The sequence below is a fragment of the Sphingomonas trueperi genome (assembly GCF_011927635.1).
Lineage (GTDB): Bacteria > Pseudomonadota > Alphaproteobacteria > Sphingomonadales > Sphingomonadaceae > Sphingomonas > Sphingomonas trueperi.
Window position 1 is genome coordinate 169,403 of the sequence record NZ_JAATJB010000002.1, and the last position, 16,371, is coordinate 185,773.

Genomic DNA, 16,371 nt, shown 5'->3' on the forward strand with positions numbered 1-16,371 from the left:
GCGTGTGCTCCTCAGCCGCGCGTGTTGACCGCGTAGAGCGCCACGGCCGCGGCGTTCGACACGTTCAGGCTTTCCACCTTGGGCGAGATCGGCAGGCGGGCAAGCTGGTCGCAATGCGCCTCGGTATTCTGGCGCATGCCTTCGCCCTCGGCGCCCAGCACCAGCGCCACGCGGCCTTCGCCCATCACCTCGCCCAGCGTCGCCTTGGCATGGCCGGTGAGGCCGACGCGCCAGAAGCCGGCCTCGGCAATCTCGTCGAGCGCGCGTGACAGGTTCACCACGCGCACCCAGGGCACCACTTCCAGCGTCCCCGCCGCCGACCGGGCGAGGGTGCCGGTCTCGGGCGGCGCGTGTCGGTCCTGGGTGACGATGCCGAGCGCGTCGAACGCCGCTGCCGAGCGCAGGATCGCGCCGACATTGTGCGGATCGGTCACCTGGTCGAGCACCAGCAGCGGGCGCTTGTCCTCCGCACCCTGTTCGAGAAGATCCCCGAGCCAGATCTCCTCGAGCGGATCGACCTCGGCCACCAGCCCCTGGTGCGGCGCGTCGGACGGCACGAGGCGGCCGAGATCGGCCGCGTCGGCATAGGTGATCGGGATGACCGGGGGCAGGTCCAGCGCCGACAGCGCCTCGCGCGTGCCCCAGATCTTGCGCACCGTCCGCTCGGGGTTGGCGAGCGCCGCGAGCACCGCGTGGCGGCCGTAGAAGCGCGGCCGCGATGCGGATGCCTGGCTGGGACGATGGCCTCGACGTTTCATCAGTGTGCGGACTCCGGGAAGGGATAGAATTGATCGGCCGGGGTCGGCGCGGTCGCAAGCGGCGCGCGCGGCAGCGGCTGATCGCTGTTGGCGGCGTTGATCAGGAATGCGGCGAGGATGGTTGCGCCCTGGCGCATATCGTCGGCCTTCAGATGATCGAACGTATCGACGTCCGTATGATGTACCATGGAGCCATAGTCGAGGGGGTCCTGGATGAACTGGAACGCCGGGATACCCACCGCGTCGAAGAAGACATGGTCGGTGCTGCCGGTGCGGCGCGCGGAAACCAGGGTCGCGCCCATCGTGTGGAATGGCGTGAACCACTGCTCGAAGATCGGCATCACCGCGGTGTTGCCCTGCGCATAGATGCCGCGGATCTTGCCCGAGCCGTTGTCGAGGTTGAAATAGGCGGCGAGCTTGCCGTGGTCCGGGCCGGGCGTGATCGGGAAGGCGCGGCTCCACGTCATGTAGCGAACGATGCCGCCCGCGCTGGGATCGACCGGGCGCTTGGCGATGTGCGCCTCGACATAGGCCATCGAGCCGAGCAGACCCTGTTCCTCGCCCGCCCAAAGGGCGAAGCGGATCGCGCGCTTGGTCTTGATACCCGAGGCGCGGATGATGCGAGCGGCCTCCATCACCATCGCGCTGCCGGCGGCGTTGTCGGCCGCGCCGTCACCCATCGCCCAGCTGTCGAGATGCGCGCCGGCCATCACATAGCCCGCCTTGGGATCGGTGCCGGGGATGTCGGCGAGGATGTTGTAGCCCTTGGTATCGCTGTCGTCGAAGCGGTTGACCGCGTCTATCTCCAGCGTCGGCTTGGCCCCCATCTTGGCGAGGCGGGCGAGGCGGCGATAGTCTTCCGCCGCGATCTCGATGCCCGGCAGGGTACCCGACTGGCCGACCTGGAACTGGCTGTTCTGGCCATGGACCAGCTTGCCGTTGCGGCTGGACATGATCGCATAGCCGATCGCGCCCTCTGCCTTGAGGAAGGCGTCGCGCTTGCCCGCGAAGGTGTAGCGGGCAGGGTTGAAGGGGCGTTCGCCGTCGCCGTTGGGGAGGTCGTAGAAGTCGCGCTTGGCCAGTTCCTCGACGCTCCAGCGCTTGAACGGTGCTTCGGTGGGGTCCTCGATGTCCTTGGGCTCGGTGATCAGTACCACCTTGCCCTTCAGCTTGCCCTTGTACTGGGCGAAGGCGGCCTCGTCGGCGAGCGGGGCGAGCACGACCTCGCCGGTGATCGCGCCACTGGTGCCGGGGGTCCAGGGCAGGGGGGCGGCGATCAGCTGGAGCGGGCGGGGGGCGACCATGCGCACCGCCAGTTTCTCGTTCGACCAGCCCCGACCGAACTCGAAGCCTTCCTTGTGGACGTTGACCAGGCCCCATTCGCGGAACTTGGCCTGGGTCCAGTCCTCGGCCCTGCGGATGCCAGGCGAGTTGGTGAGGCGCGCACCGATCACGTCGGTGAGGTACTGCGCGATTCGCATCACCTCCGAATGGTTGGTGCCCTGGTCGATCACGCGGTCGGTCGCGCTGGTCTGGATCGTCTGGGCGGCGATCGGTGCGCTGGCGAGCAGCGCGGCGGTAAGAGCAAGGACGGTGCGACGCATATGTTATCCCCCCAAAAAGTGAAGGCGGGACGCTATGCGCGCAAAAGAGTGCACGCAAGGCGTTGACAGGCCCGCTTCGCTTCGGCATTGGGCCCACCTCGCTCGCAAGCGGCGGTCTCCATGGATAGGTGGCCGAGTGGTTAAAGGCAGCAGACTGTAAATCTGCCGGGCTTCGCCCTACGGTGGTTCGAATCCATCCCTATCCACCACCGCCGCTGCGAGCGATACTCCCTTCGGGATCGCGAACAGTGGACCCCGCGGATCACGCCAGGCGCGATCAGCGGTTGCCGTACAGCGCCAGCGTCCGGTCGCGATACTCGATCAGCTGCAGAAGGTGATCGAGCTCGCAGATCTGCTGCGCCGGCGCGCCTTCGCGGATGGCCGTCTCAATCCGATCGAGCAGATAGCGTGCGCTGCCGGTACCATGGGTGAGGTAGATGGCTTCGGCGCGCTCCAGGAGTGTAGAAAGCGGCGTCACGGGCCTTCCTTGCGGCAAAGCAGAGTTAATATCCAAAACGGATATAGTCAGGCAATGCACAAAGGCTTGCGATCGCATTGCGCGATGCACTAGGTGTGTCCCGCGTCGGGAATATTCCTGACTTGTCCGTGCGTACCCGAAAATCCAATACGGATATAAAGATACGCGAGTTTTTGAAAAAATGGACGAACGGGGCGCAGGTATCGAGATGGTGTGCACGCACCTGGTGGACGCGATCGCGCTGCTCGACCTTCTGGGCGAGGATGCCGAGGCCGCCAACATCTCACTGTCGCTCGAGCGACTGACGACCAAATACGGGGTTACGGCGTCGTCGGGTGCGCTGCGCGATCCAGGATGAGGTCGAAATAGCGGTCCAGCGCCGCGCCCGTTTTCTCGGTCAGTTCCAAGTAGGTGAAGCGCCGGTCGGTCGCGAGGCTGCGCTTGTGGATCATGCCGCGCCGGGCGAGCGCGTTGATCCAGCGCAGTGCGGTGGTGGTCGGCACGCCGGAGGCGGTGCAAGCCGCCGAGGTCGACACGTCCTTGCCGTCGGCGCGGCTGACATAGAGCGTCAGCAGGATGTTGAACGCCGGGTCAGCGAACAGATCCTTCGCGACTTCGCGTTCCAGCAGCGAGCGGCCCCAGAGAATCATCCGGGCGAGTTGCAGGCGGCCGAACGAACCAGCCGGCGATTCGCTGGCCGCCGCAGGAGCTTCGCCGGCGAACTGCGTGAAAAGTCGCTTGATTTCGCTCAGCCGCGCATCGACTTCATCGAATAGTTCGGTGCCGCGCACCCCCAATTTTTCCTCCATCGTCGCCCGTGCTTAGGCAGCGATCGTTACTCGATCAACATATGGACGTCGTTAGGATAGCTTAAACCTTCGCTCCCATGAATATCGTCGCAGCCGAAACAGACCCGCCTCAGAAGACCGATGCGACCAATTGGCGAAATGCGTCGGCACGGTGGCTCATGCCATGTTTCGCCGCCGGCTCCATTTCGCCAAACGTTTCCGCAAACCCCTGCGGTACGAACATCGGATCATAGCCGAAGCCCTTTTCACCACGCGGCGGCCAGACGAGGTCGCCATGGACCCGCCCCTCGAACCATTCGACATGCCCGTCCGGCCAGGCAAGCGCCAGCGCGCAGACGAAATGGGCGGCGCGGCTGGTCTCGGGCGGGAGTGCCGCCAGCTTGTCCTCGACCCGCTGCATCGCCAAGCGGAAGTCGCGGCCCTCGAACGGGGCGACGGGCTCAAGCCCGTCCATCCCCGGCGCCGCCATGCCCCAGCGGGCGGAGTAAATGCCGGGGGCGAGCCCCAGCGCCTCGACGCACAGCCCCGAATCGTCGGCGAGGGCGGGGAGCCCCGACAGGTCCGCCGCTTGCAGCGCCTTCAGCTCGGCATTGGCGACGAAGCTGGTGCCGGTTTCCTCGGGCTCGGGCAGGTCGAGCTCGGCGGCCGAGACCGGCTCGATCCCATAGGGACCGAGCAGTTCGCGGATCTCACGCACCTTGCCCGCATTGTGGCTGGCGATCACCAGCTTGCCGGGGGCGAGCTTGCGAATGGCTTGGGGGGCCTCGCCCTCGCCGCTCATCCGACGGCCTTGAGCTGGGCGTCGAAGATGCGCGCGCAGCCGATGCGGGCGAGGCGAAGCAGGCGCAGCAGGCCTTCCTCGTCATAGGTCGCGCCCTCGGCGGTGGCCTGCGCCTCCGCGATGTTGCCATTGGCGAGCAGCACGAAGTTCGCGTCCGCGTCGGCCGACGAATCCTCGGGGTAATCGAGGTCGAGCACCGGCGTGCCTTGATAGATGCCGCAGCTCACCGCCGCCACCTGGGTGGTGATCGGATCGGTGGCGATCGCGCCTTCCGCCATCAGCTTGTTGACCGCGAGCCGCAGCGCAACCCAGGCGCCGGAGATCGCGGCGGTGCGGGTGCCGCCATCGGCCTGGAGCACGTCGCAGTCGAGCGTGATCTGGCGCTCGCCGAGCAGCTTGAGGTCGGTGACCGCGCGCAGCGAGCGGCCGATCAGCCGCTGGATTTCCTGGGTGCGGCCCGATTGCTTGCCCTTGGCCGCTTCGCGCTGGCCGCGGGTATGGGTGGCGCGCGGCAGCATGCCGTACTCGGCCGTCACCCAGCCCTCGCCCTTGCCCCGCAGGAACGGCGGCACGCGCTCTTCGACGCTGGCGGTGACGAGCACGCGGGTGTCGCCGAAGCCGATCAGCACCGAACCTTCGGCGTGGCGGGTGAAGTTCGGCGTGATGGTGATTTCCCGCATCTCGTCGGGGGCGCGGCCGGATGGGCGCATGCGATTCAGTCTCCCTAAAGGTCGAGCCGGGCACCTAGACCCTGGCGGCGCGTTCCGCCAGTCTTGCACGATAAGGGGAGAAAGACACGCATGCGCCTGTTGGTTGCACTGGTTTGCGGCGGAGCGATGCTCGGCGGCTGCATTCCACAGGTGACGCCGCCCGCGGGGCCTGCGCGCCCGGCGCCCGCCAGGCCCTCCCGCCCGGCGCCGCCACCGCCGCCGGTGAGCAGCGGCATCCCTGCGGCACCGTCCGCACCGATCGTGCGCGGCGAGATGATCCGCTACGCCACCAGCCCCTGCGGCGGCGCCTGCCCGGTCTATACCGTCACCGTGCGGCCAGACGGGACCGGCACCTTCGAAGGGCAGCGCTTCACCGCGGTGACCGGCGCGCGCGACTTCCGGGTGTCGCCGGCACAATATGAGGCGTTCCTCACCCGGCTCGCACCCTATCGGCCGCGCAGCGGCAGCGTCCGCACCGCGCCGGGCACCCCGGCCTGCGGCCAGCACGCCACCGACATGCCGAGCGTCGAGGTCCAGTGGGACGGGAAGGCGGGGCATCGCGCGCTCTCCTATTATTTCGGCTGCGACCGCACGCGCAGCCCCGGCGTCGCCGATGCGCTGGGGTCGGCGCCCGATCTGTTGCCGATCGCCGGCCTGATCGGCGCGCGGCCTTGAAGCCGACCCGTCGCACCGCCTAGATAACAGCTACCATGATCACGCCGCCGATCCACGAGCTGACCGACCGCGCGCGCGACGTCTTTCGCATCGTGGTGGAATCCTATCTGGATACCGGCGCGCCGGTGGGCTCGCGCACCATCTCGCGTATCTCGGCGCTCAACCTGTCGCCGGCGTCGATCCGCAACGTGATGCAGGATCTGGAGGAAGTGGGGCTGCTCGCCGCACCCCACACCAGCGCCGGCAGGATGCCGACCGAGAGCGGGCTGCGCCTGTTCGTCGACGGGATGATGCAGGCGAGCGAACCCTCGGTCGAGGAACGCGCGGCGATCGAGGCGCGCGCCGGCATCGGCGGCCCGGTCGAGGATGCCATCGCCGAAACCACCGCGGCGCTGTCCGGGCTGTCGGCTTGCGCCGGGCTGGTGCTGGTCCCCAAGGCCGAGACAGTGCTGCGCCAGTTCGGCTTCGTGCCCTTGAGCCAGGACCGTGCGCTCGCGGTGCTGGTCGGCGAGGACGGCTCGGTCGAGAACCGCGTCGTCGAGCTGCCCGGCGGCGTCGATCCGATGTCGCTGCAGCGCGCGGCCAATTACATGAGCGCCACGCTCGCCGGGCTCACGCTCGCCGAGGCGCGCGGCCGGATCGAGCGGGAGTTGCGCCAGCAACAGGCCGCACTCGACGCCGCAGCTTCGGAACTGGTCGAGCGCGGGCTCGCCGTGTGGAGCGAGGATAGCGGCCGCCGCCCGGTGCTGATCGTCCGCGGCCAGGCCCGGCTGATCGACACCGGCGCCGCCGAGGATCTCGACCGCGTCCGCCAGCTGCTCGACGAGCTGGAGGGCAAGGAGGAGATTGCCCGGCTGCTCGACAGCGCCCGCGAGGGCGAGGCGGCGCGGATCTTCATCGGCTCCGAAAACAAGCTGTTCGCGCTTTCCGGCTCGTCGGTGATCGCCAAACCGGTGCGATCGCTGGACGGCCGGGTGGTCGGCGTCGTCGGCGTGATCGGCCCCACCCGGTTGAACTATGCCCGCGTCGTGCCCATGGTGGATTTCACGGCGGCCACATTGGCCCGTTTGCTGGCCTGAAGAAAACAGGGAACCATGTCCGAGAATATCGAAAATACCGAACCGACCCAGGGCGAAACGCTGGGGCAAGAAACTGCACAGGCTGCCCCCGAGGTTGCCGAGCAGGACCGTGTCGCCGAGCTGGAGGCGCAGCTGGCCGAGGCCAAGCAGGCGCATCTCTACGTCCAGGCCGACATGCAGAACCTCCGCCGCCGCACCGAGAAGGAAGTGGCGGATGCCCGCGCCTATGCCGCGACCAGCTTTGCCCGCGACATCCTCTCCGTCGCCGACAATCTCGGCCGGGCGCTGCAGGCGATCCCCGCCGAGCTGCGCGAAGACGAGAAGATGAAGGGCCTCGTCACCGGCCTGGAGGCCACCGGCCGCGAGCTGGAGGCGATCTTCGGCCGCCACGGCATCTCCAAGGTGGTGGCGCTGGGCGAGGTGCTCGACCCCAACAAGCACCAGGCGATGATGGAAATGCCCGTCGCCGACAAGGAGCCCGGCACCGTGGTGCAGGAGATCCAGTCCGGCTACATGATCAAGGACCGGCTGCTCCGCCCGGCGCTCGTCGCCGTCGCCAAGAAGCCCGACTGACCGGCCGTCGCCCCGCTCCGAACAGGGGCGGGGCATTGCCTCGCAGCGCCGCCATGCTGCCTCCGTTCCTCGCACTGCCATTGCATTCCCTCCGCCATGCGCCCACATAGGGGCTGCTGAAGTCGCAAATCGTTGGTCTCTGGTGCTTTGCGGCTCCGTTTTCCTTCCATCCCTGCCCTGAAGCGCGAGGTCCGCCCGCACGGGGCGCGCCGACAATGTAAGGAAAACACCATGAGCATCACTGGCACCGTCAAGTTCTTCAACGCCGACAAGGGCTATGGCTTCATCGCGCCGGATACCGGCGGCAACGACGCCTTCGTCCACATCACCGCGGTGGAGCGCGCCGGCATGGTCACGCTGCAGCAGAACCAGCGCGTGACCTACGAACTGGAAGAGGATCGCCGCGGCAAGATGGCCGCGGTCAACCTCCAGGCGGCCGACTGACCTGAACCCCAAGACGGCGGTCCCATCCGGGGCCGCCGTTTTCGCATGTCCCTCCCTCCTTCCCCAGCGAGGCACCCCCGCCGATGACCGAAATCGAACTGTTCCGCGCCCGTGCCGACGAAGCCGGCAATGCCGCCGCCGGCTGCGAACTCGACAATGTCCGCGAGCGGCACCTCCGGTCCCAGGCGGCCTGGGAAGCGATGGCCGTCCGCGCCGAGCGGGTCGCCACCCAGCGCGCGCTCAACGAGGCCGAGAAGGAAGCCCGCGCCGTCGCCTTCTGAGTCGAGCGGATCAGCGCGGCGCCCGGACCTCGACCAGCCGGGCAATATCGGCGTGCAGCGAATCGATCTTCGCGTGCAGCTCCTCGATCTGCGCCTCGGCGCGCAGGTTGGTCTCATAGTCGAGCCGCGCCTCGAGCCGGTCCTTCGCCGCCTGGCGGTTCTGGCTCATCATGATGATCGGGGCCTGGAGCGCGGCGAGCATCGACAACATCAAGTTCAAGAAGATGAACGGGAACGGGTCGAAGGCGTGCGCGGCCAGCACGACCGTGTTCAGCACCGCCCAGGCGGCGAGGAACAGGCCGAAGCCGATGATGAACCCCCAGGAGCCGCCGACCGCCGCGACCCGATCGGCGAGGCGCTCGCCGAAGGTCAGGCGTTCGTCGAACACCGTGTTGAGGTCCCGCGACGCACCGCCGATCCGGCGCAGGTCGTTCAGGAAACGAATGGCTGCATTCATGGATACACCTCACTGCCGACCGGCCCCCCCGGGCCGGCGCGAGTGACGTGACCCAGCAGGATCAGTTCAGCGCGGCGGCCCTGGCAGGCGCGGTCGGTCTACTTTGATCGTTACTGGGCATGGTTCCTTCTCGGATCCGTTGGCGTTTGGACGCGCCCCTGGCGCGTGCCGGGGGCGAGATGGGCGCCTCGGCCGGAGGTGTCAAGCCGGGGGCGGCGGCGCCCGTCCCGGGATGCGACGAAGCGGGTGGGGGCGGGGAGTCCGGCGCCTTCCGCGCTGCGCTCCCCTTCCGCTTGCGGGCGGGGGCGGGGGCGGGGGAGGGGACGGGGGCGGGGGCGGGGGAGGCAGGTGCGCCGGGACCGTCGGCGGCAGAGCGCGTCAACGGCTCGGCACCACCACCGCGATCCGCCTGCGGTTCTAGCAGCCCCTCCCCTAGCCCCTCCCGCTCGCGGGAGGGGGACGCGTCGCCGGCAGGGTTCGCCGCCGTCTCGGCCTCCCCCCAGAGCGGCACGCCGTGCGTGTCGACCTCGATGATGTCCACCCCGTCCGCGAAGAACGCGTCGCGTTCCTGCGCCGCCGCAATCCGCCGGGCCTCGCGCGCCGCGCGCAGCGGGCCCTCCAGCACCTCCAGCTCCTCGGGCGACAATTCGCGCGCATAGTCCGGCTCGCCATAGTCGCCGAACTCCTCGCCGTAGAAATCCTCGGGCGGCGGGAAATGCGTGCGCCATTCGCCGACGTCGCTGTCCCACCACACCGGGTCCCCGTTCGGGTTGTCGCACCTGTTAAGTTGCCAAAGTTCACGCTCCCGCGCGTTTTCCTTCGGCGCGGGCGGCGGCGCGAGGACGAGCAGCCCCGCCGCCTCGGCACGCGCCCATTGCGCGGCGGTCCAGCCGCGCCGCTGCGCCGGATCGAGATCGGCCACCGCCACGCCTTCGCGGGCATCGGCGCCGGTGCGCAGCCAGGCATCGGCGCGGGCCAGCGCGCGCACCGCCGCCAGCTCGTCCGCCACGCCCGGCCCGTCGCCCTCGACTCCGCCCGCGCGCCGCGCGAGGAACAGCCCGGCGCGCGCCGCCCCGCCGTCGCCCGCGACCAGCGCCAGGAACTGCTCGAACTCGCCGGCGACGAGCCGCGCGGCGGCATGGTCGGCGGGGCCGCAGCCCTCCTCGGCCAGCCGGTCGAGCCGGTTGAGCATGTGCATCGCCAGCCGGTTGTCGTGGCGCTGGCGGGTGACGGTGGAGCCGTCGGGCCGGGTGATCGTATCGACCGAGCCGTGCATCGCGCGCTCGAGCAGCCGGTCCGCGAGATGCTCGCGCGCGAGCAGCAGCGCCGCCTGCCAGCCGAGCGCGAACGCCGCCCCCGCCGCCGAGCGGCGCAGCGCATAGGCCGAACTGGTCGACATGCCGAGCGCGGCGCAGCTATTGGTGATGGTGTGCCCCTCCGCCAGCATCTGGAGGAATTGGCGCTGCTTGGCCGGGGTCCAGCCGTCGTGCCGTTCGCGCCGGGCGGGCAGGCCGCCGCCGAAATCGGTGCGCGGCTCGATCATCGTGTCGAGGCAGAACAGGTCGTCGCCGTCGGGGTGGACGGTAAGCGCGTCGGGATCGGGGATCATCGGACGTCTCCTGGTTGCAGGCGACTCTCCAGATATGCCGGATCAGGTGCTGTAGGAAAGCGATTTGTTGCCGGTTTGTTCTGTGGGGCGGGGCGGGGGATCGGGCACCGTCCCCCGCCAGGGGGCGGTGGCGACGCAGGCGACGGAGGGGGCGGAAGCCGGGCCGCCCGTGCGGACCGGCGCCCGCGTCCCCAAGCCGTCATCCCCAAAGACGTCATCCCGGCGAAAGCCGGGATCCAGACGCCACGCCGTCGCGGTTCGAGCCGGAACGGAGCCCCCAATGGATCCCGGCTTTCGCCGGGATGACGGCGAGGAGGGGGGCGACAGACACCCCCCGCGCTCAGCGCGGCCGGTGGGTGGTGCCGAGGCCGGGGGTGATGAAGATCGCGGTGCAGGTCTCGCCCCGCGCGACATCGGCGGTGTGCCAGGTGCCCGGCGGATTGATGGCATAGTCGCCCGGGGCGAGCGTCACGGTCTCGGTGCTGCCGTCGGCATGTTCCTGGTGGAGCGTGCAGGCGCCCTGGGTGCAGATCACCAGCTCGGCGCCGTGCGGGTGCATCTCCCAGGAGTCCCAGCTTTCCGAAAAGGCGAACTGCGAGACCAGCCGGCCCTCCTGCCCGTCCGCGGCATGGCGGGCGGCATAGGCCTCGAACCAGTCGGGGCCGGTGAAGTCGGGCTCGACGCTGGCGCTGGCGGCGCGGCCGAGATGGGCGGGGTTGGTGGGGAGGTGGGGCATGGGGTTCAGGGATACTCCTGCCGCGCGTGGAGGACGGTGAGGACTTCGACGCTGTCGGCCAGCACCCGATAGATCAGGATATAGTTGGGATGGACCACCGCCTCGCGCGTGCCGGGCACCCGGCCAGGGCGGTGGACATAGGGATGTTCCGGCAGGCGCTCGGCTGCGTCGCGGAGTTGCGCGGAGAGGCGCTGTGCGGCCGGTGGATTGCGCTGGCGGATGAAGTCGGCGATGTCGAGCAGGTCGCGGCGGGCCTTGGGTCGCCAGACCAGCCGCAGCATCAGTTTGGCGTGCGTCCGTCGAGCACGGCCTGCAGGTCGGCCATCACCTGATCGTGCGGGATGCTGGGCTCCGGGTCGGCAAGTGCCTGCGCCACCTTCTCGCGCACCCAGCGATCATGCGCTTCGGCCGCTTCGGTCGATTCGAACTCGGACTCGATGGGCGAGAGCTTGGCCATATTGGGGAATATAGCGCGAATGGGGGTTGGTCGGAAGGCCTGTACTCAGTTGCACGACAAGCCGTGCCGGACACTAAGGTACCGGCGAAATCGCCGAGCCCCAAAGCCGTAGGTTTGAAGGCGTTGATTTTTCTCTTGAGATGCTCGACTGGTTTCTCGGGGAGGCTCACTTGTCGATACTCAAAGCATTCGCGTTTCTCGTTCCGCCTGGTAAGGGCGCCGGGGTCGGACAGCCAATTTCTGGAAAAGAAGTTGGAATTGGGGCTGGAAAGCTGTTTGAGATGCTGGATAGCATTTTCTCGGGAGATGCTTCCAAGCATGATTTCGAGATCGTGTTCAACCACTCAGCGACTGGTGAGCAATATAACGAATGCAGGCGATTATTCGTTGAATTTACGGCCGATGCTACGGTCGAAAACGGCCTAAAAATAGCGCAACGTCTGCAGAATGTGTCCGATCATCGCAGTGGGCTGGGTCTCTTGTTTTTGATAAGTGGTACAAATGGTTTGAGGCGCAGGATGGTTGTATCCCGCTTCCCTACGGATCAAGCTGTTCTTGCTGAAGTTAATGAGAAGGGGCTCAATGTAGAGTTTCTTGAGCAGGTGTTTATCAAAAGGCTCTCGTCGTACAAAGCCGTCTGTCTGCAGCATGAAAGCCCGGTTAATGGATTCTGGAAGGCGATGGCTACTGATCGCCAAGCTGGGCAATCAGGTGAGCACATTTCAGAATATTGGCTGAAAGAGTTTCTTGATGCTGATTTTTCAGAAACACCAGCTGCTGGAACGCGGCGCCTTGCGGTAGCTCTGCGAAAGGCGTTGAAGGCGCACCCTAACATAGATGTGAAGAGCGAGTTGGCGCATGCAAGCTCTTTAGCATCTGCTATATTCACAGACAAAACGATATCAATTGAAGGATTTTGCGAGTATTTTGCGCTTAGTCAATCGGCGAAAGATGCCGTGCGTGCACAGTTGTCGAAGTCCAGCCTTTTTGGTAAAAACTTCAAATTTGACCCCGAGGAGTTCAAAGTTGTCGCGCCATTTCGAACAGTCGAAATGAGCAATGGGGCGATACTCACCGCTCCCAACGACGAATTTGAAAACGTATTCTCCGAGCATAAAGCTGACAATGGGATCGTTACATACAGCACTGTTGGAAGAATAAATGATCAAAGGTTGGCTCGTAAATGACTCGTTTTCGCGAAATAATTGGCGAGTACGAATCTCGTTATAAAGTTTTGCGTGGGGTTGCTAGCGACCTGGAAGTGTATCTGAAGAGTTATTTGACGGGCGTGCAGAGGGTTGACCGCGTGGCGGCACGGGCAAAATCGCCCGAACGTTTCGCTGCGAAGGCGACTAAAGTTTATGAAGATGGTTCAGAGCGGTACCCCAACCCTTTCACCGAAATCCAAGATCAGATCGGCGCGCGAATAACAGTATTTTATCTATCTGACGTAGCAAAAGTTGAGGCTGCAATCAGAAAATACTTCAAATTTATCGAAGTGAAATCGAAGGCGCCATTGTCTGACTATGAATTTGGATATTTTGGTCTTCATTTCATAATTTGCATGCCGGATGACCTTATTCCGGATGATTCCGAAGAAATTGTTCCAGAATTCTTCGAATTGCAGATAAAGACTCTCTTTCAACATGCGTGGTCTGAGGCGCACCACGATCTCGGTTATAAATCTATCAGAGGTCTCATGCCCGAAGAAAGGCGCAAGATTGCGTTTACGGCTGCGCAAGCGTGGGGTGCAGATGAAATGTTTGATGAGCTTGCGAAGTCGTTAGTGAACGATAACGAGCCAATACCTTAAATACGGTTAGTGTAATGAAGGGCAAGCTTGGGCAACCTGCCCAAGCTGCACAATACTAATCCGCCGCCACCTTCGCCACCTTCGCCGCCTTCCGCGGCTTGAGCAACGGCGCCAGATACCGCCCGGTATAGCTGCCCGCCACCTTCGCCACCTGCTCCGGCGTGCCTTCGGCGACGATCTCGCCGCCCTTCACGCCGCCTTCGGGGCCCAGGTCGAGGATCCAGTCGGCGGTCTTGATGACGTCGAGATTGTGCTCGATCACCACCACCGTGTTGCCCTGTTCCACCAGCGCGTGGAGCACTTCCAATAGCTTGCGCACATCCTCGAAGTGCAGGCCGGTGGTGGGCTCGTCGAGGATGTACAGCGTCTGCCCGGTGGCGCGGCGCGCCAGTTCCTTGGCGAGCTTCACCCGCTGCGCCTCGCCGCCCGACAGCGTCGTCGCCTGCTGGCCGACCTTCACATAGCCGAGGCCGACTTCGGCGAGCATCGCCATGCGATCGCGGATCGGGGGGACGGCCTTGAAGAACTCGACCGCGTCTTCCACCGTCATGTCGAGCACGTCGGCGATCGACTTGCCCTTGAACTTCACCTCCAGCGTCTCGCGATTGTAGCGCGCGCCGTGGCACACGTCGCAGGTGACATAGACGTCGGGGAGGAAGTGCATCTCGATCTTGAGCACGCCGTCGCCCTGGCACGCCTCGCAGCGGCCGCCCTTGACGTTGAAGCTGAACCGGCCGGGCTTGTAGCCGCGCGCCTGCGCCTCGGGCAGGCCGGCGAACCAGTCGCGGATGTTGGTGAAGGCGCCGGTATAGGTCGCCGGGTTCGAGCGCGGGGTGCGGCCGATCGGCGACTGGTCGATGTCGATCACCTTGTCGCAATGCTCGAGCCCGGTGATCTTGTCGTGCTTGCCGGCGAGCACGCGCGCGCCGTTGAGCTGGCGCGCGGCCGAGGCATAGAGCGTGTCGAGCGTGAAGCTGGACTTGCCCGAGCCCGAGACGCCGGTGATGCAGGTGAAGGTGCCGAGCGGGATGCTCGCGGTGACGCCCTTGAGGTTGTTGGCGACGGCGTTGTGCACCGTGATCTTCTTGCCGTTGCCCTTGCGGCGCTTAGGGGGCACGGCGACCTCGCGGGTGCCGTTGAGATAGTCGGCGGTGACGCTGCCTTCGGTCGCCAGCACCTCGGCGAGCGTGCCCTTGGCGACGATCTCGCCGCCATGGACGCCGGCGCCCGGCCCCATGTCGATCACATAGTCGGCGGTGCGGATCGCATCCTCGTCATGCTCGACGACGAGCACGGTGTTGCCGAGGTCGCGGAGGCGCTTGAGGGTGGCGAGCAGCATGTCGTTGTCGCGCTGGTGCAGGCCGATCGAGGGCTCGTCGAGCACGTAGAGCACGCCCGACAGGCCGCTGCCGATCTGGCTGGCGAGGCGGATGCGCTGGCTTTCGCCGCCCGACAGCGTGCCCGAGGTGCGATCGAGGTTGAGATAGTCGAGCCCGACATTGTTGAGGAAGCCGAGCCGCTCGTCGATTTCCTTGAGGATCGCGCGGGCGATCTCGCGCTGCTGGGGCGTGAAGGTCTCGGGCAGCGTCTGGAAGAAGGCGAGCGCGTCGACCACCGAGAGGCGGGTGGCATGGGCGATGTCCTGCCCCGCCACCTTCACCGCCAGCGCCTCGGGCTTGAGGCGGGCGCCGCCGCAGACCTCGCACGGGTGGCTGGCCTGGTACTTGCCCAGCTCCTCGCGCATCCAGGCGCTTTCGGTCTGCAGCATGCGGCGGTTGAGGTTGCCGATCACGCCCTCGAACGGCTTCTTGACGTCGTAGCTCTTGCGGCCGTCGACGAAGGTGAGGGTAACCGGCTTGCCGCCGGTGCCGTGGAGGATGATCAGCTTCACCTCGCCGGGCAGGTCCTTCCACGGCGTATCGAGGCTGAAGCCGAACTCGCGGGCGAGGCTGCCCAGCACCTGCATGTAATAGGGCGAGGGCGGGTTGGACTTGGCCCAGGGCACCACCGCGCCCTTCTTGATGCTGAGGTCGTGGTTGGGGACGACGAGGTCCTCGTCGAACTCGAGCTTCTCGCCGAGGCCGTCGCACGCCGGGCAGGCGCCCTGGGGGGCGTTGAACGAGAACAGCCGCGGCTCGATCTCGGGGATCGTGAAGCCGGAGACCGGGCAGGCGAACTTCTCGGAGAAGACGATGCGGTTGTCGGGGATGCCGGTGTTCTTCATCCCCTTCTTGGCCTTGGGGGCCTCGCTTTCAGCGGCGGGAGCGTCGCCTTCCACCCGGAACGCCTGGGGCGCCTCGCGCACCGCATTGCCCTGCAGCGCCTCGACCGTGGTATCCACCAGGTCGACATAGGCCAGCCCCTCGGCCAGCTTGAGCGCGGTCTCGAAGCTCTCGGCCAGCCGCGTGCCGATATCGTCGCGCACCACCAGCCGATCGACCACCACTTCGATGTCGTGCTTGAACTTCTTGTCGAGCGCCGGGGCGTCCTCGATCAGGTACATCTCGCCGTCGATGCGGACGCGGCTGAAGCCGGCCTTCTGCCACTCGGCGAGCTCCTTGCGATACTCGCCCTTGCGCCCGCGCACCACCGGGGCGAGCAGCAGCAGCCGGGTACCCTCGGGCAGCGCCAGCACGCGGTCGACCATCTGGCTCACCGTCTGCGCGCTGATCGGCAGGCCGGTGGCGGGGGAGTAGGGCACGCCCACCCGCGCCCACAAAAGCCGCATGTAATCGTAGATCTCGGTGACCGTCGCCACCGTCGAGCGCGGGTTGCGGCTGGTGGTCTTCTGCTCGATCGAGATGGCGGGGCTGAGGCCCTCGATATGCTCGACATTGGGCTTCTGCATCAGCTCGAGGAACTGGCGCGCATAGGCCGAGAGCGACTCGACATAGCGGCGCTGCCCCTCGGCATAGATGGTGTCGAAGGCGAGGCTCGACTTGCCCGAGCCCGACAGCCCGGTGATCACCGTCAGCGTGTCGCGGGGAATGTCGATGTCGACGCCCTTGAGATTATGCTCGCGCGCGCCGCGGACGGAGATCGTGGTGAGTGCCATGGGGGAGGGTTCTATCTTTGTTCTGAAAGGTTTTCCAGAGGGGAGATAGGAA

At 66.3% G+C, this 16,371-nt stretch carries 20 protein-coding genes and 1 tRNA gene; 9 read left to right on the top strand and 12 right to left on the bottom strand.

The annotated features are described in order from the left end of the window. Positions 1-11: 11 nt before the first annotated feature. On the bottom strand, positions 12-758 hold the full coding sequence (gene rlmB, locus GGR89_RS04130; protein ID WP_125973959.1) for a 23S rRNA (guanosine(2251)-2'-O)-methyltransferase RlmB: 747 nt from the start codon (positions 756-758) through the stop codon (positions 12-14). After that, positions 758-2,362: a M20/M25/M40 family metallo-hydrolase gene (locus tag GGR89_RS04135; protein ID WP_125973957.1), complete on the bottom strand. Its 1,605-nt coding sequence runs from the start codon at positions 2,360-2,362 to the stop codon at positions 758-760. Before GGR89_RS04135 ends, rlmB begins: the two co-directional genes overlap by 1 nt. Before the next feature lie 122 nt (positions 2,363-2,484). Between GGR89_RS04135 and GGR89_RS04140 the strand changes: the two genes are divergently transcribed. Next, positions 2,485-2,571 (top strand) — tRNA-Tyr (locus GGR89_RS04140). A 68-nt stretch (positions 2,572-2,639) separates the two neighbouring features. Here GGR89_RS04140 and GGR89_RS04145 read toward each other — a convergent pair. After that, entirely contained in the window at positions 2,640-2,840 is a 201-nt protein-coding gene (locus GGR89_RS04145; RefSeq protein ID WP_125973955.1) for a hypothetical protein, read from the bottom strand. 208 nt (positions 2,841-3,048) lie between these two features. Here GGR89_RS04145 and GGR89_RS04150 point away from each other — a divergent pair, with 208 nt between their 5' ends. Continuing rightward, complete coding sequence (locus GGR89_RS04150; RefSeq protein WP_164521861.1) at positions 3,049-3,198, top strand: hypothetical protein; 150 nt, start codon at positions 3,049-3,051, stop codon at positions 3,196-3,198. On the opposite strand, the gene GGR89_RS04155 is transcribed toward GGR89_RS04150, so the two are convergent. The 3 genes from GGR89_RS04155 to rph all read right to left on the bottom strand — a co-directional run bounded on the left by GGR89_RS04155 (position 3,161) and on the right by rph (position 5,140). Beyond that, entirely contained in the window at positions 3,161-3,631 is a 471-nt protein-coding gene (locus tag GGR89_RS04155; RefSeq protein WP_241213567.1) for a transcriptional regulator, read from the bottom strand. The two genes, GGR89_RS04150 and GGR89_RS04155, sit on opposite strands and share 38 nt — an antisense overlap. A 127-nt stretch (positions 3,632-3,758) precedes the next feature. Continuing rightward, a complete protein-coding gene (rdgB, locus tag GGR89_RS04160; RefSeq protein ID WP_125973951.1) occupies positions 3,759-4,430 on the bottom strand; it encodes an RdgB/HAM1 family non-canonical purine NTP pyrophosphatase in 672 nt (223 codons plus the stop codon). Then, positions 4,427-5,140 carry a ribonuclease PH gene (rph, locus tag GGR89_RS04165; protein WP_125973949.1) on the bottom strand — a complete coding sequence of 238 codons (714 nt, stop codon included), beginning with the start codon at positions 5,138-5,140 and terminating at the stop codon, positions 4,427-4,429. Before rph ends, rdgB begins: the two co-directional genes overlap by 4 nt. Positions 5,141-5,230: 90 nt before the next feature. On the opposite strand from rph, the gene GGR89_RS04170 reads away from it, so the two are divergent. The 5 genes from GGR89_RS04170 (at position 5,231) to GGR89_RS04190 (ending at position 8,192) form a co-directional block, all read left to right on the top strand. After that, positions 5,231-5,815 (top strand): DUF6438 domain-containing protein, encoded by a 585-nt coding sequence (locus tag GGR89_RS04170; protein WP_125973947.1) that lies wholly within the window; start codon positions 5,231-5,233, stop codon positions 5,813-5,815. Positions 5,816-5,850: 35 nt separating this feature from the next. Next, the gene (gene hrcA / locus GGR89_RS04175) at positions 5,851-6,894 is read left to right on the top strand and encodes a heat-inducible transcriptional repressor HrcA (RefSeq protein WP_125973945.1); all 1,044 of its coding nucleotides are present in this window, start codon (positions 5,851-5,853) and stop codon (positions 6,892-6,894) included. A 15-nt stretch (positions 6,895-6,909) separates the two neighbouring features. Then, positions 6,910-7,467 carry a nucleotide exchange factor GrpE gene (gene grpE, locus GGR89_RS04180; RefSeq protein WP_125973943.1) on the top strand — a complete coding sequence of 186 codons (558 nt, stop codon included), beginning with the start codon at positions 6,910-6,912 and terminating at the stop codon, positions 7,465-7,467. Positions 7,468-7,698: 231 nt separating this feature from the next. Next, the gene (locus tag GGR89_RS04185) at positions 7,699-7,911 is read left to right on the top strand and encodes a cold-shock protein (RefSeq protein ID WP_125973941.1); all 213 of its coding nucleotides are present in this window, start codon (positions 7,699-7,701) and stop codon (positions 7,909-7,911) included. Positions 7,912-7,994: 83 nt separating this feature from the next. Further along, positions 7,995-8,192: a hypothetical protein gene (locus GGR89_RS04190; protein WP_125973939.1), complete on the top strand. Its 198-nt coding sequence runs from the start codon at positions 7,995-7,997 to the stop codon at positions 8,190-8,192. A gap of 10 nt (positions 8,193-8,202) precedes the next feature. Here GGR89_RS04190 and GGR89_RS04195 read toward each other — a convergent pair whose 3' ends face one another. From GGR89_RS04195 to relB, 5 genes are all read right to left on the bottom strand, one after another. Further along, entirely contained in the window at positions 8,203-8,649 is a 447-nt protein-coding gene (locus tag GGR89_RS04195) for a DUF1003 domain-containing protein (RefSeq protein WP_125973937.1), read from the bottom strand. 61 nt (positions 8,650-8,710) lie between these two features. Next, positions 8,711-10,258 carry a hypothetical protein gene (locus GGR89_RS04200; RefSeq protein WP_167712759.1) on the bottom strand — a complete coding sequence of 516 codons (1,548 nt, stop codon included), beginning with the start codon at positions 10,256-10,258 and terminating at the stop codon, positions 8,711-8,713. 340 nt (positions 10,259-10,598) lie between these two features. Beyond that, positions 10,599-10,994 carry a cupin domain-containing protein gene (locus tag GGR89_RS04205; protein ID WP_125978207.1) on the bottom strand — a complete coding sequence of 132 codons (396 nt, stop codon included), beginning with the start codon at positions 10,992-10,994 and terminating at the stop codon, positions 10,599-10,601. 5 nt (positions 10,995-10,999) lie between these two features. After that, entirely contained in the window at positions 11,000-11,275 is a 276-nt protein-coding gene (locus tag GGR89_RS04210) for a type II toxin-antitoxin system RelE/ParE family toxin (RefSeq protein WP_206434343.1), read from the bottom strand. Next, positions 11,275-11,451, bottom strand: coding sequence for a type II toxin-antitoxin system RelB family antitoxin (gene relB, locus GGR89_RS04215; protein ID WP_125978211.1), 177 nt, complete (start codon positions 11,449-11,451; stop codon positions 11,275-11,277). The genes GGR89_RS04210 and relB overlap by 1 nt, the downstream gene beginning before the upstream one ends. Before the next feature lie 140 nt (positions 11,452-11,591). Here relB and GGR89_RS04220 point away from each other — a divergent pair, with 140 nt between their 5' ends. Both GGR89_RS04220 and GGR89_RS04225 read left to right on the top strand, forming a co-directional pair. Then, positions 11,592-12,638, top strand: coding sequence for a hypothetical protein (locus tag GGR89_RS04220; RefSeq protein WP_125978213.1), 1,047 nt, complete (start codon positions 11,592-11,594; stop codon positions 12,636-12,638). Further along, a complete protein-coding gene (locus GGR89_RS04225) occupies positions 12,635-13,264 on the top strand; it encodes a GTP pyrophosphokinase (protein WP_125978215.1) in 630 nt (209 codons plus the stop codon). The genes GGR89_RS04220 and GGR89_RS04225 overlap by 4 nt, the downstream gene beginning before the upstream one ends. Before the next feature lie 55 nt (positions 13,265-13,319). On the opposite strand, the gene uvrA is transcribed toward GGR89_RS04225, so the two are convergent. Beyond that, positions 13,320-16,319, bottom strand: a complete 3,000-nt coding sequence (gene uvrA / locus GGR89_RS04230; RefSeq protein WP_167712761.1) for an excinuclease ABC subunit UvrA — start codon at positions 16,317-16,319, stop codon at positions 13,320-13,322. Between the last annotated feature and the right edge of the window lie 52 nt (positions 16,320-16,371).